General features: G+C 74.9%; 15 protein-coding genes. 8 read left to right on the top strand and 7 right to left on the bottom strand.

The window, feature by feature from the left end:
* Positions 1 to 339: 339 nt before the first annotated feature.
* Positions 340 to 3,291, top strand: coding sequence for a beta-N-acetylglucosaminidase domain-containing protein (locus tag IF83_RS0126625; RefSeq protein WP_051723451.1), 2,952 nt, complete (start codon positions 340 to 342; stop codon positions 3,289 to 3,291).
* 68 nt (positions 3,292 to 3,359) lie between these two features.
* On the opposite strand, the gene IF83_RS0126620 is transcribed toward IF83_RS0126625, so the two are convergent.
* The gene (locus IF83_RS0126620) at positions 3,360 to 3,896 is read right to left on the bottom strand and encodes an HNH endonuclease (RefSeq protein ID WP_030548415.1); all 537 of its coding nucleotides are present in this window, start codon (positions 3,894 to 3,896) and stop codon (positions 3,360 to 3,362) included.
* Positions 3,897 to 4,165: 269 nt separating this feature from the next.
* Between IF83_RS0126620 and IF83_RS0126615 the strand changes: the two genes are divergently transcribed.
* The 7 genes from IF83_RS0126615 to IF83_RS0126585 all read left to right on the top strand — a co-directional run bounded on the left by IF83_RS0126615 (position 4,166) and on the right by IF83_RS0126585 (position 12,978).
* Entirely contained in the window at positions 4,166 to 5,263 is a 1,098-nt protein-coding gene (locus IF83_RS0126615; protein ID WP_394297384.1) for a mechanosensitive ion channel family protein, read from the top strand.
* A gap of 61 nt (positions 5,264 to 5,324) precedes the next feature.
* Positions 5,325 to 6,620, top strand: coding sequence for a 6-phospho-beta-glucosidase (locus IF83_RS0126610; RefSeq protein ID WP_030548412.1), 1,296 nt, complete (start codon positions 5,325 to 5,327; stop codon positions 6,618 to 6,620).
* Between the two features lie 155 nt (positions 6,621 to 6,775).
* Positions 6,776 to 7,717: an N-acetylglucosamine kinase gene (locus IF83_RS0126605; RefSeq protein WP_051723450.1), complete on the top strand. Its 942-nt coding sequence runs from the start codon at positions 6,776 to 6,778 to the stop codon at positions 7,715 to 7,717.
* Positions 7,718 to 7,917: 200 nt separating this feature from the next.
* Positions 7,918 to 9,228, top strand: a complete 1,311-nt coding sequence (locus tag IF83_RS0126600; protein WP_030548409.1) for a coiled-coil domain-containing protein — start codon at positions 7,918 to 7,920, stop codon at positions 9,226 to 9,228.
* A 101-nt stretch (positions 9,229 to 9,329) separates the two neighbouring features.
* Positions 9,330 to 10,622 (top strand): PP2C family protein-serine/threonine phosphatase, encoded by a 1,293-nt coding sequence (locus IF83_RS0126595; RefSeq protein ID WP_347877127.1) that lies wholly within the window; start codon positions 9,330 to 9,332, stop codon positions 10,620 to 10,622.
* A gap of 800 nt (positions 10,623 to 11,422) precedes the next feature.
* Positions 11,423 to 12,487: an FHA domain-containing protein gene (locus tag IF83_RS0126590; protein WP_347877126.1), complete on the top strand. Its 1,065-nt coding sequence runs from the start codon at positions 11,423 to 11,425 to the stop codon at positions 12,485 to 12,487.
* An 80-nt stretch (positions 12,488 to 12,567) separates the two neighbouring features.
* Complete coding sequence (locus IF83_RS0126585; protein ID WP_030548405.1) at positions 12,568 to 12,978, top strand: globin; 411 nt, start codon at positions 12,568 to 12,570, stop codon at positions 12,976 to 12,978.
* A 58-nt stretch (positions 12,979 to 13,036) separates the two neighbouring features.
* Here IF83_RS0126585 and IF83_RS0126580 read toward each other — a convergent pair whose 3' ends face one another.
* From IF83_RS0126580 to IF83_RS0126555, 6 genes are all read right to left on the bottom strand, one after another.
* Positions 13,037 to 13,693 carry a response regulator transcription factor gene (locus tag IF83_RS0126580; RefSeq protein WP_030548404.1) on the bottom strand — a complete coding sequence of 219 codons (657 nt, stop codon included), beginning with the start codon at positions 13,691 to 13,693 and terminating at the stop codon, positions 13,037 to 13,039.
* Positions 13,645 to 15,018 (bottom strand): sensor histidine kinase, encoded by a 1,374-nt coding sequence (locus tag IF83_RS0126575; RefSeq protein WP_051723444.1) that lies wholly within the window; start codon positions 15,016 to 15,018, stop codon positions 13,645 to 13,647. The genes IF83_RS0126580 and IF83_RS0126575 overlap by 49 nt, the downstream gene beginning before the upstream one ends.
* Positions 15,019 to 15,162: 144 nt before the next feature.
* The gene (locus IF83_RS0126570) at positions 15,163 to 15,999 is read right to left on the bottom strand and encodes a hypothetical protein (protein WP_030548402.1); all 837 of its coding nucleotides are present in this window, start codon (positions 15,997 to 15,999) and stop codon (positions 15,163 to 15,165) included.
* Positions 15,996 to 16,466: a thioesterase family protein gene (locus IF83_RS0126565; RefSeq protein ID WP_030548401.1), complete on the bottom strand. Its 471-nt coding sequence runs from the start codon at positions 16,464 to 16,466 to the stop codon at positions 15,996 to 15,998. The genes IF83_RS0126570 and IF83_RS0126565 overlap by 4 nt, the downstream gene beginning before the upstream one ends.
* A 2-nt stretch (positions 16,467 to 16,468) precedes the next feature.
* Positions 16,469 to 18,133 carry an energy-dependent translational throttle protein EttA gene (gene ettA / locus IF83_RS0126560; RefSeq protein WP_030548400.1) on the bottom strand — a complete coding sequence of 555 codons (1,665 nt, stop codon included), beginning with the start codon at positions 18,131 to 18,133 and terminating at the stop codon, positions 16,469 to 16,471.
* A 276-nt stretch (positions 18,134 to 18,409) separates the two neighbouring features.
* Positions 18,410 to 19,825 carry a Cys-Gln thioester bond-forming surface protein gene (locus IF83_RS0126555; RefSeq protein ID WP_030548399.1) on the bottom strand — a complete coding sequence of 472 codons (1,416 nt, stop codon included), beginning with the start codon at positions 19,823 to 19,825 and terminating at the stop codon, positions 18,410 to 18,412.
* Positions 19,826 to 20,243: the final 418 nt, after the last annotated feature.

The following is a 20,243-nucleotide window of genomic DNA, read 5'->3' as shown; positions in this document are numbered from 1 at the left end:
CCCGCCCGGCTCCCGCCAACACCCCTGCCATACCTCGCCAATCGGGACATGCCGGGGCGTGCACGTTGACACTTCTCCCGGGGCGGTGGTGGGCTCGTTCCGGTTGCCCGGGGTTCCGCCCCCGAGGGGCGGGCGACCGGCAGGTCTGGACAGGGCGAGGAGACGACCGTGCAGTTCCGGTTCACCGGCCCGCCCGGTGGCGGCGCAGACGACGGGCAGGACGAGGCGCGGACGGCGGGCGGGCCCGCCGGGCCGGGCATCGCGGCGGGCCGGCGCCGGAGCCGCCCCGCCGGCGGGCTGCGGCCCCGCGTCGCCGGAGCCACCGCGCTGGCCGCCGCGATGATCGGCGGACTCGTCGGAACGGCGCCCGGAGCGGCCGCGGCACCCGCCCCCGCGGGAGACACGGCCCCCACCGCCGAGGACCGCAAGGACGACGCCTCCGTACCGTCCGTCTGGCCCCGCCCGCAGGATCTGAGCGCCCGCGGGAAGGCCGTCCGCGTGACCGAACGGGTCGCGCTGGTGTCCGACGAGAACACCGACCCGTACGCGCTCGACGCGCTCCACGCCCTGCTGCGCTCGGCCGGCGCCCGCGAGGTGCTCGACGTCCGCCCGGACGCCGAACTGCCCCCGGACGCCCTGGTGGTGCGCGCGGACGCCCGGAGCGCGGCGGAGGCGCTGCGCGCCCTGCGCGCGCCCTCGGCCGCCGATCTGCCGTCCGGCGGCTACCGGCTGGCGGTCGGCCGGACCGGCGGACGGGACACCGTCGCGCTCGCCGGCCGGGGTACCGACGGCCTCTTCCACGCCGTGCAGACGCTGCGTCAGCTCGTCATCTCCCCCGGCGGCCGCGACGACGGCGGCGACCGCGACACGGCGGACCGGGCCGGCCACTCCTTCGCCGGCGTCATCGTCCGCGACTGGCCGGGCACCGCCGTGCGCGGCATCGCCGAAAGCTTCTACGGCACCCCGTGGACCCGCGGGCAGCGGCTGGAGCAGATCGACTTCCTCGGCCGCACCAAGCAGAACCGCTACCTCTACGCGGCCGGCGACGACCCCTACCGGCAGACCCGCTGGCGCGACCCGTACCCGGCCGGGCAGCGCGGCGAGTTCCGCGCGCTCGCCGAACGGGCCCGCGCCAACCATGTGACCCTCGGCTGGGCGGTGGCCCCCGGCCAGGCGCTCTGCTTCTCCTCCGACGACGACCTCAAGGCGCTCACCCGCAAGATCGACGCCATGTGGGCGCTGGGCGTCCGCGCGTTCCAGCTCCAGTTCCAGGACGTCAGCTACAGCGAGTGGCACTGCGACGCGGACGCCCGGCGCTTCGGCTCCGGTCCGGAGGCGGCCGCGCGCGCCCAGGCGCGGGTCGCGAACGCCGTCGCCGAGCATCTCGCCGAGCGCCACCCCGGCGCCGTCCCGCTGTCCGTGATGCCCACCGAGTACTACCAGAAGGGCGCCACCGCCTACCGCGGCGCCCTCGCGGGGGCGCTGCGCCGGGAGGTGGAGGTCGTCTGGACGGGCGTCGGTGTCGTGCCGAAGACCATCACCGGCGGTGAACTGGCCGATGCCCGCGAGGCGTTCCGGCACCCGATCGTCACCCTGGACAACTATCCGGTCAACGACTTCGCGCAGGACCGGCTCTTCCTCGGCCCGTACCGGGGCCGGGAGCCGGGCGTCGCCGTCGGCTCCGCCGCGCTGCTGGCCAATGCCATGGCGCAGCCGGCCGCCTCCCGTGTCCCGCTGTTCACGGCGGCGGACTTCTCCTGGAACCCGCGCGGCTACCGGCCCCAGGAGTCCTGGCAGGCGGCCGTCGACGCCCTCGCGGGCCCGGACGCCCGGTCCCGGCAGGCGCTGGGCGTGCTCGCGGCCCACGGCTCCTCCTCCGGGCTCGGCGGCAAGGAGTCGGCGTATCTGCGGCCGCTGATCGACGCGCTGTGGACCGCGCACAGCGGCGGTGACCGCGAGGAGCTGGAGACGGCGGGCGAACGGCTGCGCGAGGCGTTCCGGGTCATGGGCCGGGCCCCGGACCACCTCTCCGGGCCGGCCGGCGAGGAACTGGCGGCGGACGGCGAGGCCGGTCCGTGGCTGGCGCAGCTGGCGCGGTACGGCCGCGCCGGCGAGCGCGCCGTGGAAATGCTGCTCGCGCAGGCCCGCGGGAACGGCGCGGCGGCCTGGCGGGCACAGCTGGAGCTGCGGGAGCTCCGGAAGGAGATCGCCGCCTCGCCGGCGACCGTCGGCGAGGGCGTGCTGGACCCGTTCCTGAAGAAGGCCGCCGGGCGCGCGGACGCCTGGACGGGCGCCGACCGGGCCCGTCCCCGCGAGGCCCACACGGAACGTCCCGGGGAGCTCCGCGTGGATCTGGGCGGCACCCGCCCGCTGGCCGCGGTGACCGTCCTGTCCGAGCCGGACCGGGGCGCCGGCGCGGTCGTCGAGGCGCATGTGCCCGGGGAGGGCTGGCGGAGCCTGGGCCGGCTGTCCGGGGAGGGCTGGACGCAGCTGGGCGGGGAGGACGTGCGCGCCGACACCGTGCGGCTGACCTGGGAGCGCGGCGAACCGGCGCCGGAGGTGCGCGGCGTCGTGCCGTGGTTCGCCGACCTGCCGGACGCCCGGCTGGACCTGGCGCGCGGGGAGACGGACGTCACGATCGGCGGGGAGGAGCGGATCCCGGTCGAACTGACGGCGGAACGCCCCGCGGACGTGCGCGGCCGGCTGGTCGCCGTGTCCCCCGAGGGCATCGACGTGAAGGTCCCGCAGGGCGTCACCGTGCGGCGGGGCACGAAGACCGAGGTGCCGGTGACGGTCTCCGTCCCCGAGGGCACCCCCGCCGGTTCGTACGAGGTGCCGTTCGACTTCGCCGGTGAGAAGCGGACGCTGACCGTACGGGCGTTCCCCGGAACCGGCGGCCCGGATCTGGCGCGCGGCGCCACGGCCCGCTCCTCGGGCGACGAGACCCCCGATTTCCCCGCGTCCGCGGCGGTGGACGGCGACCCGGCGACCCGCTGGTCCTCCCCGGCCGAGGACAACGCCTGGTTCCAGATCGAGCTGGCCCGCCCGGCCCGGGTCGGCCGGGTGGTGCTGCACTGGCAGGACGCCTACGCGGCCCGCTACCGCGTCCAGGTCTCGTCCGACGGGCGCGTGTGGCGGGACGCGGCCGCCGTGGGGGACGGCCGGGGCGGCCGGGAGGAGGTGCGGATGGACGCGCCGGAGACCCGGTTCATCCGCGTCCAGGGCGAGAAGCGGGCCACCCGGTACGGCTACTCGCTGTTCTCCGTGGAGGCGTACGCGGTCGCCCGCTGAGCCCGCCGCGCCCCCGCCCGCCCAGGCGGCACGGAGGCGCGGGAGGGCGGGCACAAGAGGGCCCGGATCTAGGCGGATATGCCGTCGATCCGGGCCATGGCGTCCTCGGCGCCGTAGGGCTGCAAGTAGGGCAGCCAGCGTGGGTCCCGATGCCCGGTGCCGATGATGCGCCAGGCCAGCCCGGAGGGTGGCGCGGGCTGATGCCGGAGCCGCCAGCCCAGCTCGGAGACGTGCCGGTCCGCCTTGACGTGGTTGCAGCGCCGGCAGGCGGCGACCACGTTCTCCCAGGAGTGCTGGCCGCCGCGGCTGCGCGGGATGACGTGGTCGACGCTCGTCGCGGTGGCGCCGCAGTAGGCGCAGCGCCCGCCGTCCCGGGCGAACAGGGCCCGCCGGGTCAGCGGGACGGGCCCCCGGTAGGGCACCCGTACGAAGCGCTTCAGGCGGACGACGCTGGGGGCGGGGACCGCCTGGGTGGCGCTGTGCATCAGGGCGCCGGAGTCCTCGAGGCTGACCGCCTTGCCGTTGAGGACGAGCACGAGGGCGCGGCGGAGCGGTACGACGCCGAGCGGCTCGTACGACGCGTTGAGGACCAGGACATGCGGCACGGGTGCCTCCTTGTACGCCGGCGGCGCGTGGCTCGCGCCGGGACGATCTGCAGACAGTTTCCCCTCAGCCCAGGTGATGGCGCCACCAGGTCCGCGTAACGCATCAGGAGTGTTTTCGACCACACGGTGTTCTTCCCCCGCAGGACGGCGTCTCTCCCTCGAACAGAACGAACGGGCGGACCGTCCCGTCCCGTTAGTCTGGTTGGTCTGCCGGCCGGACCATCCGGTGCCACCGGACGGCCGGGCCGTTCACGGAGGGTTTCGCTGTGTTGTCCTGGTTTCTCGCCGATGCCACACCTCCCGCCACGCCGACGCTCCGGGAGGCACAGGAGAACGCCACCCAGGCGGCCGGATGGGTGGAGGAGAACTGGTCCGTCTGGCTGGGCGCGGGGCTGCGCATCCTGCTGATCATCGTGATCGCCTTCGCGCTGCGGTCCGTCGTCCGGCGCACCATCACCAAGTTCATCGCCCGGATGAACCGCGCCTCCCAGGCCACCGAGGGTCTTCCGCTGCGCGGTCTGCTGGTGAACGCCGAGCGGCGCCGGCAGCGCTCGGAGGCGATCGGCTCGGTGCTGCGCAGCGTCACCTCGTTCGTCATCCTCGGCACGGCGGCGCTGACCGTGCTGTCCGTGCTGAGCATCAACCTGGCGCCGCTGCTCGCCAGCGCCGGCGTGGCCGGCATCGCGCTGGGCTTCGGCGCGCGCAACCTCGTCACCGACTTCCTCTCCGGCGTGTTCATGATCCTGGAGGACCAGTACGGAGTGGGCGACGTGGTCGACGCGGGGGTGGCGAGCGGCGAGGTCATCGAGGTCGGGCTGCGCGTGACCAAGCTGCGCGGCGACGAGGGCGAGATCTGGTACGTCCGCAACGGCGAGATCAAGCGGATCGGCAACAAGAGCCAGGGCTGGGCGACCGCCTCCGTGGACATCCACCTGCGCCCCGACGAGGACCTGGAGAAGGCCCGCAGGACGATCGCGGAGGCCGGCGAGCGGATGGCCGCGGAGGAGCCGTGGAACGAGCGGCTGTGGGGCCCCGTCGAGGTGCTGGGCCTGGAGGCGATGACGCTGGAGTCGGTCGTGATCCGCACGTCGGCCCGGACCATGCCGGGCAAGCGGCTCGGGGTGGAGCGGGAGCTGCGCTGGCGCATCAAGCAGGCATTCGACGGCGCGGGCATCCGGATCGTCGGCGCCGAGCCCGAACCGGCGGTCGAGGCCGCGCGGCCGGACCCGCTGGCGGGTGTGGCGCCCCCGTCCGCCCTGGCCAGCTCCACCTCGCCGCAGTCGGTCAGCGCCTCGCCCCTGCCGCAGAACCCGGCCTCCCCGCCCTCCCCGGCGTCCGGCCCGAACGTCCCCAACCTGTCCAAGTAGCGGTTCACCCAGCGGCCCGGCCGCCGGTTCTCCGGACCGGCCGGGGAGAGGATGGCCGGTCATGCGGCTCGCGGTCGTCGGCGGAGGCTCCACCTACACCCCGGAACTCATCGACGGCTTCGCACGGCTGCGCGATGTCCTGCCGGTGGACGAACTGGTGCTGATCGATCCCGCGGCGGACCGGCTGGAGCTGGTCGGCGGCCTGGCACGGCGCATCTTCGCCCGGCAGGGCCACCCCGGCCGGATCCTGCTCACCGGCGAGCTGGACGCCGGGGTGGAGGGTGCGGACGCGGTCCTGCTCCAGCTGCGCGTCGGCGGGCAGTCCACGCGCCGGGAGGACGAGACCTGGCCGCTGGAGTGCGGCTGCGTCGGCCAGGAGACCACCGGTGCGGGCGGCCTGGCCAAGGCGCTGCGCACCGTGCCCGTCGTCCTGGACGTCGCCGAGCGGGTGCGGCGGCGCAGCCCGGGCGCCTGGATCGTCGACTTCACGAATCCGGTCGGCATCGTCACCCGCGCGCTGCTCACCGCCGGCCACCGGGCCGTCGGCCTGTGCAACGTGGCCATCGGCTTGCAGCGGCGGTTCGCCGCGCTGCTGGGCGCGGACCCCGCGGACCTCTTCCTGGAGCACGTGGGCCTGAACCATCTGACGTGGGAGCGCGGGGTGCGTCTGCGCGGCACGGACGTCCTGCCGGAGCTGATCGCCGGACACGGCGACGCCCTGGCGGACGCCCTGCGCCTGCCGCGTCCGCTCCTCGAACGGCTCGGCGTCGTCCCCTCGTACTACCTGCGCTACTACTACCGGCACGACGAGGTGGTACGGGAACAGCGGGAGGGTCCTTCGCGCGCCGCCGAGGTGGCCGGAATCGAGCGCCGGCTGCTGGAGATGTACGCCGACCCGGCCCTCGACCAGAAGCCGGAGCTGCTGTCCCGGCGGGGCGGGGCCCATTACTCGGAGGCGGCGGTGGCGCTCACCGCCGCGCTGCTGCGGCCCCGCACGGGCGCCGGTGCCCGGAGCGACGGGAGCGCGGGCGGCGCGGAGGACGTACAGGTGGTGAACGTGCGCAACGGCGGCACCCTGCCGTTCCTGCCCGAGGACGCCGTCATCGAGGTCCCGGCGGCGGTCGGCCCGGAGGGCGCCCGCCCGCTGCCGGTGCGCCCGCTGGAGCCGCTGTACGCCGGACTGGTCGCCCAGGTGAGCGCGTACGAGCACCTCGCCCTGGAAGCGGCTCTCAAGGGCGGCCGCGACCGGGTGTTCGAAGCGCTGCTCTGCCACCCCCTCATCGGGCAGATCGACCAAGCCGAACGTCTGACCGATTCCCTGCTCGCGCACAACCGGCACCACCTGGCGTGGGCGTGAACACCGGCCCCGCGGCACGGAATCCGGACGGCGGCGGCGCGGACGGCGGCGGGCGGGGGCGCGAGGCGCGGCGGCCGCGCCCCGCCTCGCCGGCCGCGCCGCTCCCGGCGGCCGTTCTCGCGTTCGACGCGGGCAACAGCAAGACCGACGCGGCCCTGGTCGCCGCCGACGGCCGTGTCCTCGGCACCGGCCGGACCGGGGGCTTCCGGCCGTCCGTCACCGGGACCGGCGCGGCCGTGGACGTCCTCGCCCGCGCGGCCGCCGGGGCGGTAGAGGCGGCGGGGCTGCCGTTCGGGGCCGGGCCGGTCGCCGAACGGGTGTCGGCCTGCCTGGCAGGCGCCGATCTGCCCGTGGAGGAGCGGCAGTTGCGGGACGCCGTGGCGGCGCGCGGCTGGGGCCGTGCCACCGAGGTCGCGAACGACACCTTCGCCGTCCTGCGCGCCGGAGCGGACGAGCCCCGGGGCGTCGCCGTGGTGTGCGGGGCCGGCATCAACTGCGCCGGGATGACACCGGACGGGCGGACGGCCCGGTTCCCGGCCCTCGGCCCGCTCTCCGGGGACCTGGGCGGCGGCAGATGGCTCGCCGATCAGGCGGTCTGGTTCGCCGCGCGGGCCGAGGACGGGCGGGGCGAGGCGACGGCGCTGGCCCGCGCCCTCCCCGCGCATTTCGGGCTGACCACCATGGCGGAGCTGATCGAGGCCGTGCACCTGGGCGGCATCGGCGCCGGACGCCTGCACGACCTGGTGCCCGTGCTCTTCGCCGTGGCCGGCGCCGGCGACCCCGTGGCCCGGTCGGTGGTCCACCGCCAGGCCGAGGAGATCGTCACCCTGGCCGGCGTGGTGCTGGACCGGCTCGGCCTGCTCGGCGAGGAGACCCCGGTCCTGCTCGGCGGCGGTGTGCTCGCCGCCCGCCACCCGCTTCTGCACGACGCGATCGTCCGGATGCTGGCCGTGCGCGCGCCGAAGGCCGTCCCCCGGGTGGTCACGGCTCCCCCGGTGCTGGGCGCCGCCCTGCTCGGCCTGGACCGCGCGGGGGCGCGGGCCGGCGCCCACGCCCGCCTGCGCGACCACTACGGATACCGCACCGCCCGCGGGTGAACCCCCCTCCGGCGCCCCGGCGATGACCGGGAACGGGCCGCAACACGGCGCGCACCGCCGCGAATCGGCGCGCACCTGGCAGGATCGGCACGGCGGGGCGCGTAAGGCGGACGAGACCGGGGAGTATGACAGCGCGTCGCGGAAGGTGATCGGGGACGGCGACGCCACGGCGGCCGCCACGCACACAGGAGAGGTGATCAATGGGGGTCCCGGGATCCAACCCCGGCGCCACGGGGGAACCTCAGGGTCCGGCCATGGACGTGGACGAGGCGGACCGCGCACTGGCGCGGTTCCGTGCGGAGCACGAGGCGATCGAGACCTCGCTGCTCGCCCTCCAGGACCACGCGGGCCGCCGTCTGCTGGAGGGCGCCGAGCTGACCGGTGTCACCAAGAGCCGCTGGGCGGCCACCGAGGAGGTCATCGGCTTCCTCTGGGCCTGCTTCGACGCCTGCACCGCCACGCTCGACCGGGCCCGGGAACTGCGCTCCCGGCGGCGCTGGCCGACGGACGGCGAACTGGCCGAACTGACCGCCCTGCTGCGGGACGCCCGCGTCGTCCTGCCGCCCTCCGGGGACCCGGCCCTCGCCGGTGACGCGCCGGAGCCCGGTGAGCGGATGGCGCTGCGGACCGCCATCCACCGGATGAACAGCGGCTACGCGCAGGCCCTGGAGGTCGTGGTGGCCGCCGAGGCCGTCTGGTCGGCGCTCCCCGCACGGATCGACATGCTCTCCGCCGAACTCCGGCGGACCCGCTCCCTGGCGCACTCCGTCGGCGTCCGCCCCGGCGAACACCCGGCGGGGGACCGCCTGGAGCGGATCACCGACGAGCTGACCGCGCTCCGGGCCGAGGTGGTCTCCGACCCGCTCGCCTACTGGACGCCCGCGCGCGGCAGTTCGGCGCCCGGCGGAGGCCGCCCCGACACCACCCGCTACGACCGCGAGGCCCGCGCCCTGGAGGACGTCCGGCGCGAGATCGAGGCGGTGCTCGACGTCCGGCAGGACGCCGAGCAGCGGCTGCACCGGCTCCGGGACGTCCTCTCCCGCGCGGACCGCACCCTCACCGAGGCCCGGGAGGCACGCGGCGAGGTACTCGCCAAGATCGCCGCATCGGAGGTGCCCGCCGTGAGCGGCCCGCCGACCGCCCTGCACGAACAACTGTCCACCGCCGCCGGCTACCGCCGGCACGGTCAGTGGCACCGCCTGTCGCCGCTGCTGGACAGTCTCGAACAGCGCGCCGAGGACGAGCTGTTGCGGGCCCGGGAGTCGCTGACGGCGGTGACCGCCCCGCTGGCCGTACGGGCCGAGCTGCGCGGGCGCCTCGACGCCTGCAAGGCGCGCCTCGGCCGGCACGGCCTGGCCGGTGACCCGCTGCTGGCCGAGCGGTACGACATCGCCCGCCGCATGCTGTGGAGCGCCCCGTGCGATCTGCGGGCGGCCGAGCGCGCGGTGCTGCGCTACCAGGAGGCGGCGGCGGAGGCCCTGATCCCGCGCCGGCGGAGGCCGGAGGAATGAGCCACCGCCCGCACCCCGGCCGCACGGCCGGCCACGAACCCCCCGGCGCGCCGGTGCCGCCGGCAGACGACCCGCCCCTCACACCCTCGGTACGGAGCTTCATGGAACCGGACGACTACCCGCTGGCGGCGCCGCGTTCGGCCCCGGCGGCCGACCCGCGCGACCCCCGGACCGCCGTCGCCCACCACGCCGCCGACGGCCACGGGACCGGCACGCCCGGAGCGGAGCAGCCGGACCACCCGGCGGACACCCCCGGGACGCGTCCCGGGGGGACTCCGGCTCCAGCGCCCGCCCCGGCGCCGGCGCCGGCGCCGGAAGAGACGAGCACCGACACGGCCGGCGCAGCCGCAACGGCCGACGGCGGTGCGGCCGGCGGCACGGCCGGGCCCGCGGCGGACGCGGCAACGGCCGCCGGCACCGCGCTCTGCGTCGCCTGCCGCAAGGGCCCGGTGGCCCCGGACGGCCACTGCGAGCACTGCGGTCACGCGCAGCCCCGGGAACGCGACCACCTGGAGGACGAACTGGCCGGCGCCGTCGCCGCGGTGACCGACCGCGGCCTGCGCCATCACCGCAACGAGGACGCCTTCGCGCTCTGCGAGACCGCGCTGCCCGACGGCGCACCGGCGGTCGCGGCCGTGGTCTGCGACGGCGTCTCCTCGGCCACCCGCCCGGACGAGGCCTCGGCCGCCGCGGCCGGGGCGGCCCGGGAGTCCCTGTCCGCCGCGCTGCGGTCCGGTACCCCTGCCCGGCAGGCCCTGCACGACGCGCTGGTCGCCGCCGGAACGGCCGTCACCACGCTGTCCGGCGTGGACGGCACCGGCTACCGCTACGGCGAGCCGCGCCCCCATCAGAACGCCCCGGCCTGCACGATCGTCTCCGCTCTCCTCAGCGGCGACGTGCTGACCGTCGGCTGGATCGGCGACAGCCGGGCGTACTGGGTGCCCGACGACCGTGCCACGCCGGCCCGGCTCACCGAGGACGACTCCTGGGCGGCGCAGATGGTCGCGGGCGGACTGCTGACGGAGCGCGAGGCCCACGCCGACCCCCGCGCGCACGCGATCACCGGCTGGCTGGGCGCCGACGCCTACGAACTGGCGCCGCACATCGTCACGTTCGCGCCGGACCGGCCTGGTGTCGTGATCGTGTGCACGGACGGCCTGTGGAACTACGCCGAGAGCGCCGGGGAGATGGCCCTGGCCGTACCGGCCGACGCCCGCGCCCGTCCCCTGCACGGCGCCCGGGCCCTCGTCGGGTACGCGCTGGACGGCGGCGGTCACGACAACGTCACCGTGGCCGTTCTCCCCTGCTCCGGCCCACGGTCCGGCGCGGCGGCCCCGGACGGCGGCGCGGACGCGGACGGCGGCGCGGACGCGGACGGCCCGGCGGCCGTCTGACCCCGGCTCCGCGCCGAACCGCCCCGGCCGGGTCACCGGCAGCCCGGCCGCTCCCGGAGCTCCGGACTGCCGGTGACCCGACCGCCGTCGACCGGACGGGTACATGAGCCGATGCGACGGTTGACCACCACCGCTCGGTGGGGAGGCGACGGCCCTCCGCCGGGCGTCCCGCGGACCCGTCCGCGCGCGAGCCGCCGTCGCGCACGCCCGCGGGCCATGCCCGTCGGCCGCCACCAGCGGCCCCACCCGGAAGCGGAGCGAACCGTTCAGCCACGGGGCACCTCCTGGAACAAGAGGACCGTCACAGCGCCCCGTGGTGGTGGGCGCTCTGTCCGCGACGACCGGTACTGTGCGACTGAAGACGAGCACCGCGGAAACCGACGAGATGACGCTCCGATCCGCGCGCCTCCAGGACGGAGCGCGTCAGGCAGTGACACACCCGACGGGCCCTGAAGGGGGCCCGGGGGAAAGGGGGAAGCACCGACATGCCGACCTGTCCGAACGGTCACCAGTCGGGGTCCGACAACTGGTGCGAGGTCTGCGGACTTCTCATGCCCGGCGCCGGCGCGCCCGCGGGTTCCGCTCCGCACACGTCCCCGCACGCACCCCCGCCCCCACCGCCTCCCGCGCCGGGCACCGCCCCGGCCGGTCCGCCGCCCGGTCCCGCCGGGGCGCCGGGCCCGCAGGGTCCGCACGGCGCCCCGGGGCCGCAGGGCTCCCCCGGCGGCTACGGCTACCCTGCTCCGCCGCCGCAGCCGCAGCGGCCCGGCCCGCCGCCTCCGGGACCGGGCCCGTACGGCATGCCGCCCGGCGCGCCCGGCGCTCCGCCGGAGCAGTGCCCGCGCTGCCGCAAGCCGCGTGAAGCGCGGGCGTCCTTCTGCACCGAGTGCGGCCACGCCTTCGACGCCCCGCCGCAGGGCGGCTTCCCGCCGCCTCCGCAGCAGCCGGGCCAGAGCCTGCTCCCGCCGGCCTTCCAGCAGCCGCCACCGTCACAGCAGCAGAACCGGCAGCACCAGAACCAGCCGCCGCAGCCGGGCCGGCCCCCGCAGGACCCCGGCTACCGGGGCGGACAGCCCCAGCAGTCCCAGCAGCCCGGCCACCCCGGCGGACCGGTCCCCGGCCGGGACCCGCACCCGCAGCAGGCCGCTCCTCACCAGTCGGCGCCGTACCAGACACCGCCGGCACCTCCCCGGGACGTCGGCCCGCCCGGCGGGTTCCCGCCACCCCCGGCGCCGCCCGGGCAGGGCTTCCCCGAGAGCGACTGGACCCTGCCCCCGCCCGGCCCGGCGGCACAGCAGCACCAGCCGCCGCAGCCGCCGCCCGCCCCGCCGTTCGGCGGCAACCCGGCCCCGGGTGACAACCCCGGCTACGGGGGCGGCCCCGGCTACGGCGGCCCGCCGCCCGGGCCCGAGGCACCGCCGCGCGCCGAGTCCCAGCCTCCCCGGCCGCCCGCGGCCGAGCGGGAGTGGGTCGCCGTCATCGCCCCGGACCGCGAGTACTTCACGGCGATGCTGGCCCGCAGCGGCCCCGAGGCGGCCCAGCTGAACCTGCCCGCGTACTCGCCCGAACAGCGCCTGCCGCTGGACGGCGCGCAGATCACCATCGGGCGGCGCCGGCACAGCACGGGCGAGGCACCGGACATCGACCTCTCCCAGTCCCCGGAGGACCCCGGCGTCTCCCACCAGCACGCGATGCTGGTGCGGCAGCCCGACGGGGACTGGGCGGTCGTGGACCAGGACTCCACCAACGGGACCACGATCAACGGCGGCGAGGAACCGATCCAGCCGTATGTGCCCGTCCCGCTGCGCGAGGGCGACCGGGTCCATGTCGGCGCCTGGACCACCATCACGGTCCGCCGCGGCTGACGTGGGTCCCGCCCGCCGGGGCCCGGCGGGCGGGACCTACGTCCCCGGACTTCGTCCGGTGCGTCTGAGAGCATGGAGGGGTGAAAAGGATTCCGCGCGGCACGCTTCAGGAGCAGACCTTCTACGAGCAGATCGGCGGGGAGCCGACCTTCCGGCGGCTGGTGCACCGCTTCTACGAGGGAGTCGCCGAGGACCCCCTGCTGCGGCCGATGTACCCGGAGGAGGATCTCGGCCCGGCCGAGGACCGGCTCGCCCTGTTCCTCATGCAGTACTGGGGCGGCCCCACCACCTACAGCGACAACCGCGGCCATCCCCGGCTGCGGATGCGGCACGCCCCCTTCACCGTGGACCGGGCGGCTCACGACGCCTGGCTGCGTCATATGCGCACGGCGCTGGAGGAGCTGGAGCTCTCCCCGGAGCACGAGGAGCAGTTCTGGCACTACCTGACCTACGCCGCCGCCACCTTGATCAACACGGACGACGACGCCTGACGACGCCTGAGAACGCCTGACGGCAGGCGCTGAGCCGGGGCCGGCCGCCGGCCCCGGCTCAGAGCCGCCGCTTGCCGCTCAGATAGGCGAGGACCGCCCGCACCCGGCGGTTGTCGTCCTCCGACGGCGCCAGGTCCAGCTTGGCGAAGATGCTGGTGGTGTACTTGCTGACCGCCCCGTCGCTGAGGACCAGCTCCCGGGCGATGGCGGCGTTCGACCGGCCCTCGGCCATCAGTTCCAGCACCTGCTGCTCGCGCGGGGTGAGCCGGGCGAGCGGCTCGTCGCGGGCGTTGCTGGCCAGGAGCTTGGCGATCACCTCCGGGTCCATGGCCGTCCCGCCCTCGGCCACCCGGCGCACCCCGTCCACGAACTGCGCCGAGTTGAAGACCCGGTCCTTCAGCAGATAGCCCACCCCGCCCCGGCCGTCGGCCAGCAGCTCGCGGGCGTACAGCTGCACGATGTGCTGGGAGAGGACGAGCACCGGCAGCCCGGGCTGTTCCCGGCGGGCCGCCAGGGAGACCTGCAGCCCTTCGTCGGTCTGCGTGGGCGGCAGACGGACGTCCACCACCGCGACGTCCGGCCGCTCCTCGCGCAGCGCCCGGGCCAGCTCCGGGCCGCTGGCCACGGCGGCCGCGATCTCGAAGCCATGGGCCTCCAGCAGCCGGATCAGGCCTTCTCGGAGGAGGTAGAGGTCCTCGGCGAGGACAACGCGCACGGTATCTCCAGGGTCAGCATCGTGGGTCCGCCACGCGGACTGCTCAGGGCGAGGACGCCGTCGAAGCCGGCGAGCCGGCGCTCGATCCCGCGCAGCCCGCCCCCGTCGGTGAGTTCGGCGCCCCCGTGCCCGTCGTCGGTCACCGAGACGCGCAGCGCCTCGCGGGGGGTTCCCGGTTCCGCGGTGTGGAGGTCGATCCACACCCGTCCGGCTCCGGAGTGGCGGGCGGCGTTGGCGACCAGCTCGCACACGGCGAAGTAGACGGCGGACTGCAGCGCGGCCGGCACCTCGCCCGCCAGGTCGGCCGTGACCTCGGCGTCGAGCGGGCTGTCCACGGCCACCGCCCGCACGGCGTCGACCAGTCCGCGTTCGGCCAGGACGGGCGGGTGGATGCCGCGCACCAGTCCGCGCAGTTCGGCCAGGGCCCGCTCGGAGGACTCCCGGGCCTGGGCGGCCATCATCCGGGCGGCGGCCGGGTCGCTCTCCGTGAGCTGCTCGATCGCGCCGAGGTTGAGCCCGACGGCGATCAGCCGGGCCTGCACCCCGTCGTGCAGGTCCCGTTCGATCCGCCGCAGTTCCGCGGCCTGGGCATCGACCGCCTCGGTGCGGGTCTCGGACAACTCCCGTACCCGCAGGGCGAGACCGGCCTTCCGGGTCGGACGGAGCAGGGCCTCGGAGACCCGGTCGTGGAGCCGCAGAACCGGCGGCGCCGCCCAGAACCCCAGCGCGACGGAGAGCAGTCCGAGCACGATGCCGGAAGCGCGGGCGCCGAGGAACGAGCCGAGCCAGTCCGAGGCGCCGTGCGGATCGCCCAGCGCGCCCGGCAGCAGCAGGCCGAGAGCCCCGTAGAGCACGGCCGCGGCGGGCAGCAGGGCCAGCAGCGCGAAGGCCGGGCTCAGCACCGCCCACTGCAGATCCCGCCAGGTCGCGGGGTCGGTGAGGTAGCCCTGGAAGCGGCTCTCCACCGCGCGGTACCGCGGGCCGCGCCACCCCATGGCCAGGCCCCAGCCGCCTCCTTTCCCCTCCTCCTTCTCCCCGCCGGGCGCGGGCAGCGGCGCGTACGGGCTCGGGACCGGTGTGCCGGTCCGTGCGCCGAGCCGGAGCCGTTCCGCGTCGGCCGCCCTGCGCAGCCGCTCGACGGCGGGCGGCCAGGCGGTGATCAGCCCGAGCCCGAAGGTGAGCACCAGCGCGACGGCCGCCACGGCCGCGGCCAGCGCCGCGTCCGCCGCCCGGTGCGCCGCGGCCGCCCCCTGCCCCATCGCCTGCCATCGCTCTGCCAGCCACTCGGCGGCCTGCCCGCGTCCCCGTTTCACGTTCTTCACCATGCCTTGATTCTGGGCGCGGCGGGAGGAGGTGGGCATGCCCCGCAGACCCCCGGCCGGGGTGGGCCTGGGCCCACCCCGGAGGGCCGGTGCGGTGACGCGGGCGCCCGCGTCCGGTCGGAGGCGGTCCGGTGGGAGCCGGTCCGGTCAGACCGGGGTGAGGGGCAGCCCCGGCAGCGTGCTGCCACGCACGGCGATCGAGCCGTACGGGGTGCGGAGGCGGAGCCAGTTGCCCGCGGCGAGGAGCGCCAGGGGCTGTTCCGGGGTGGTGCGCGGGGCGACGGCGGTCGCCGTGCCCGCCGCGCTCACCGTCACCGCCGCGCCTCCGCCGGCGGGCGCGACCGGCGCACCGGCCCGGCTCGGGGCCGGGCGGAGGAAGCCGAGGGACTGCGCGGCGTGCGCGGCACGCAGCGGAAGCCCGGTGCCGTCCAGTGTGCGGGACCAGATCTCGCGGCCGATGCGGTCGCGCTCGGCGCGGGTGCGGCGCGCCTCGGGGAGCGCGGCGTCGCGGGAGCGGAACTCGGCCACGGCGGCGGCCAGCGCCGCGTGGATCTCCTCCGGTCCGGGCAGCCCCGGCAGGTGCCGCCAGCCGCCGCGCGGCGGCAGCACCCCGGCCCAGGGCGGGCCGGTGACGCTGCCGGGGACGCGGACGTGCGCCCCGCCGGCCGCGTCACCGGACGCCGCGCCGGCCGGGGCCGCCGCGTCCAGCGCGTCGGCCAGCTGACCGGCCGACACGGTCAGATCGAGCCCGGCCGGACCCGCGGGCGCCGGTGCGCCCTCCCCGGCCGGACCGCCGGGTCCGTCCGCGAGGCGCGCGGTGCGGATGGCCAGCACCTCGAAGGGCGCCGGGCGGCCGAAGACGGCGAGCACGCCGCCCCCGGTCTGCAGGCGCACGGCGGCCGCCCGGTCGTAGTGGATCAGCCGGGCCAGGAAGGCGGCGAGGTCCGCCGCCTCCCCGGCGTCCGCGAGGCGCAGTGCGGTCATGCCGCGACGGCCTCCCCGGCGGGGCCGCCGGCCTCCGGCTTCCCGGTGTCGGGACCGCCGGCGGCGTCGTCCGTGTACGCCTCCAGGAAGGCGCGCTCCTCGGCGGTGATCCGGCGCGGCCGGCCCTCGGCGAGGTTGTACGGGACGACGATGGTCGAGGCCCGGACGTACACCTGGTCCCGGTCCTTGACCTCGTAGGCGACCGTCAGCGAGGCCGCCCCGATCTTCGTCACCCAGGTCTCGACGGTGACCGGTTCGTGGCGGTGGACCAGCGGCCGCAGATAGTCGATCTCGTGCCGGGCGACCACCGAGCCGCCGGTGAAGGACTCACTGCCCTCCCCCGGCGCCAGCCGGAACATGAAGTCGATCCGCGCCTCCTCCAGATAGCGGAGGAAGACCACGTTGTTCACATGGCCGAAGGCGTCCATGTCCGACCAGCGCAGGGGGCAGGAGTAGACGTGTCGCACGCTCAGCCCCGGGTCAGCTTCTTGTGCGTGGCACGGTGCGGACGGGCCGCCTCCGGGCCGAGCCGCTCGATCTTGTTCTTCTCGTACGACTCGAAGTTGCCCTCGAACCAGAACCACTTGGAGTCGCCCTCGTAGGCGAGGATGTGCGTCGCCACGCGGTCGAGGAACCAGCGGTCGTGGGAGACGACCACGGCGCAGCCGGGGAACTCCAGCAGCGCGTTCTCCAGCGAGGAGAGGGTCTCCACGTCCAGGTCGTTGGTCGGCTCGTCGAGGAGCAGCAGGTTGCCGCCCTGCTTGAGGGTGAGCGCCAGGTTGAGGCGGTTGCGCTCCCCGCCGGAGAGGACGCCGGCCGGCTTCTGCTGGTCCGGGCCCTTGAAGCCGAAGGCGGAGACATACGCCCGGGAGGGCATCTCGACCTGGCCGACGTTGATGTAGTCCAGTTCGTCGGAGACGACGGCCCAGAGGGTCTTCTTCGGGTCGATGTTGGCGCGGTTCTGGTCGACGTAGGAGATCTTGACCGTCTCGCCGACCTTGATCGAGCCCGAGTCCGGGGTCTCGATGCCCTGGATCATCTTGAACAGGGTCGTCTTGCCGGCGCCGTTGGGGCCGATCACGCCGACGATGCCGTTGCGCGGCAGGGTGAAGGAGAGGTCCTCGATGAGGACCTTGTCGCCGAAGGCCTTGTTGAGCTTCTCGACCTCGACGACGACATTGCCCAGGCGCGGGCCCGGCGGGATCTGGATCTCCTCGAAGTCCAGCTTCCGGGTCTTCTCGGCCTCGGCGGCCATCTCCTCGTAACGGGTGAGGCGGGCCTTGGACTTGGCCTGCCGGCCCTTGGCGTTGGAGCGGACCCAGTCCAGCTCCTCCTTGAGCCGCTTGGCGCGCTTGGCGTCCTTCTGGCCCTCGACCTTCAGGCGGGCCGCCTTCTTGTCGAGGTAGGTGGAGTAGTTGCCCTCGTAGGCGATGGCGCGGCCGCGGTCGAGCTCCAGGATCCACTCGGCGACGTTGTCCAGGAAGTACCGGTCGTGGGTGACGGCCACGACGGTGCCCTTGTACTTGGCGAGGTGCTGCTCCAGCCACTGCACGGACTCGGCGTCCAAGTGGTTGGTGGGCTCGTCGAGCAGCAGCAGGTCGGGGGCCTCCAGCAGCAGCTTGCAGAGGGCGACGCGGCGGCGCTCACCACCGGAGAGGTTGGTCACGGGCCAGTCGCCGGGCGGGCAGCCGAGGGCGTCCATGGCCTGCTCCAGCTGGCTGTCCAGCTCCCAGGCGTTCGCGTGGTCCAGCTTCTCCTGGAGCTTGCCCATCTCCTCGAGCAGCGCGTCGGAGTAGTCGGTGGCCATCTGCTCGGCGATCTCGTTGAACCGCTGGAGCTGGTCGATGGTCTCGCGCACGCCGTCCTGGACGTTCTCCAGCACGGTCTTGGTCTCGTCCAGCGGGGGCTCCTGGAGGAGCATGCCGACGCTGTAGCCGGGGGTGAGGAAGGCATCGCCGTTGGACGGCTGCTCCAGCCCCGCCATGATCTTGAGAACCGTCGACTTGCCGGCGCCGTTCGGGCCGACGACGCCGATCTTCGCGCCGGGCAGGAAGCTCAGCGTGACGTCGTCGAGGATCACCTTGTCGCCGTGCGCTTTGCGCGTCTTGCGCATGGTGTAGATGAACTCAGCCAAGAGAAACCGTCCGGCAATCGATGGGTGGGTGGATACACCCATCTTGCCGTACCGCCGCTCCGGACCGGAAACCCGTTGTCCGCGTCGCGGACGTGCCGCGTCCCGGGGGCCCGAGCGGGCTCCCGGGCGGGCCGGGGAACAGGGCCCGGCCGGCCAGGGCCGGGCACGGTGAAGGGCCGGAATCCGGGAGGATTCCGGCCCTTCACTCGGGATTTCACAGGTCACCGCGGAGGGTGCGCACCACACCGGCCCGGTCCGGGGCCGGTGCGCCCGGGGTCACTCACCCGCGACGGCGGCCTTCTTCCGGCGGAGGAAGAAGATGGTGGCGCCACCGGCCAGCACCAGGGCGAACGCGACACCGGCGATCACCGGGGTGGCGCTGCTGCTGCCGGTCTCGGCGAGGTCGCCCTCACCGGCCGGGGCGTCGGAGTCGTCGCCGGCCTCGTCACCCGAACCGCCGGCCGTGGCCGGGCTCGGCTCCGAGGACGGCACGGGGCCCTCGTCGGTGCCGGTGGTCTCGCAGTCGAGCACGCCCTCGAAGGTCTTCTCGAAGCCGTTCGGACCGGTGATGGTGAACTTGTAGGCCTGGTCCTCCTTCACCGGAAGGGTGACGGTCTCGGACTTGCCGGCCTCGATGGTGTGCTTCTCGCCGCCCAGCTCGAAGGTGAACGGCTCGTCACCCTCGTTGGCCGCGGTCACGTCCACGCCGCCCTTGGCGCAGTTCTCCTTGGCGGAGACGGCCGGGACGGGGCCGGCCTTGGCCCACTCCGCCGTGGCGGTGGCGGTCACGGTGCTCTCGCTGGAGCCGGCCAGGATCTGGGTCTGGCTCTTGGTCGGGCTGGTGAAGGCGCGGCCGACCTCGACCTTGGTGGTGGCCTTGACGTTCAGCGAGGTGGAGCCGGCCGGGGTGTCGGTCGGCACGTCGAAGAACAGCTCACCGCCGTTGGCGACGCTGGTCACCGGCTGGCCGTTCTTGTCGACGACCTTGACGTCGGCCGCCGCGGCACCGGGCTCGACGGTGGCCGACTCGGCGTTCGTCTGCACCTTGATCGGACCGAGCCGGTCACCGGGCTTACCGGAAACGGCCGGCGGGTCCAGGATGAGCGACGCCTTCGGCTCCGCCAGGTTCTGCGCCGACTTCTCCAGGTAGTCCGCGAGCTTCTCGGCCTCGGGGTTCTTGGCCTCGACGTCCGCCTGGTCCGAGAAGCGCCAGATGGCGACCTGGGTGCCGGCCGCGGCGGTCTTCTCCGTCAGGCTGCCCGCACCGGCGCTCTTGGCCAGCGCGGCCAGGTCGTTCACCTGCGGGTAGGAATTCTGCAGGATCCAGAGGATCTTGCCCGCGTCCGCGTTGTTGTGCAGAGAGGTCTGGTCCCAGGACTTCTCCTCGTACTGGGCCTTCTTCTGCGTCGGGTTGGCGATGTCGATGCAGTAGGTCTGCAGGCTGCCGCCACCGTTGACGGTCATACCGAAGAGACCGGCGCCGACCTCCTGCTTCTTGCCGTTCCCGAGGGTGATGACCGCGCTGTCGGACACCTCGAGGCCGTTGAGGGTGGCGGTCACACCGCCCTCGAACGGAACGGCGTCGTCCGCGACAGCCGGTGCGGCGGTGGCTATCGCACCCGCCGCGACGAGGCCGGAGGCCAGAACCGCGGCGGCAAGGCGGGCAGAGCCCCGCCTGCGTACAGAGATCATGAAGTTTCCCCTCCGAGCGAGGCGGCCTTGGGAGCGCCTCGCGGTCAAACCTGTAAGCCCCCGTGGCTACGCAGGGGATCTTAGGAAGGAAGTGTGACCGGATGACCGGCCAGTTCATCGGATAAGCGTTCCGAAGCGGAATCGTTATACGGAGAAGCGTTTCCGACCTGGGATTATCGACAAATCCGCACGCCAACCCCGGCGCATCCAGGGCGGATTGGGAGCACATCCTCACGATCGGAACAGCTCACCGGAAGCCTCCGGATAGACCATCAAATCCGGATGTCCAGCCTGATCTTGCAAGGAACCCCGCCCCTTCAGGACTCCGTTGGGGAATACGCAAACCGGCTGATCAGGTCATGCCACAAGGGCAAGGCGTGCGAGGTGGGAGATGCGGGTGGTGCCGAGTGGGGTGCCG

Origin of the sequence: Streptomyces albus subsp. albus (assembly GCF_000719865.1) — a bacterium.
GTDB lineage: Bacteria > Actinomycetota > Actinomycetes > Streptomycetales > Streptomycetaceae > Streptomyces > Streptomyces albus_E.
This window is presented reverse-complemented; position numbering and strand designations above follow the sequence as displayed.

What these genes read in the sequence shown, in the direction of transcription:
- IF83_RS0126600 (WP_030548409.1), top strand. Translation starts at nt 7,918, where the DNA reads ATGGGGGTCCCGGGATCCAACCCCGGCGCCACGGGGGAACCTCAGGGT.
- IF83_RS0126570 (WP_030548402.1), bottom strand. Translation starts at nt 15,999, where the DNA reads ATGACCGCACTGCGCCTCGCGGACGCCGGGGAGGCGGCGGACCTCGCC.
- IF83_RS0126590 (WP_347877126.1), top strand. Translation starts at nt 11,423, where the DNA reads ATGCCGCCCGGCGCGCCCGGCGCTCCGCCGGAGCAGTGCCCGCGCTGC.
- IF83_RS0126575 (WP_051723444.1), bottom strand. Translation starts at nt 15,018, where the DNA reads ATGGTGAAGAACGTGAAACGGGGACGCGGGCAGGCCGCCGAGTGGCTG.
- IF83_RS0126625 (WP_051723451.1), top strand. Translation starts at nt 340, where the DNA reads ATGATCGGCGGACTCGTCGGAACGGCGCCCGGAGCGGCCGCGGCACCC.
- IF83_RS0126595 (WP_347877127.1), top strand. Translation starts at nt 9,330, where the DNA reads ATGGAACCGGACGACTACCCGCTGGCGGCGCCGCGTTCGGCCCCGGCG.
- IF83_RS0126610 (WP_030548412.1), top strand. Translation starts at nt 5,325, where the DNA reads ATGCGGCTCGCGGTCGTCGGCGGAGGCTCCACCTACACCCCGGAACTC.
- IF83_RS0126555 (WP_030548399.1), bottom strand. Translation starts at nt 19,825, where the DNA reads ATGATCTCTGTACGCAGGCGGGGCTCTGCCCGCCTTGCCGCCGCGGTT.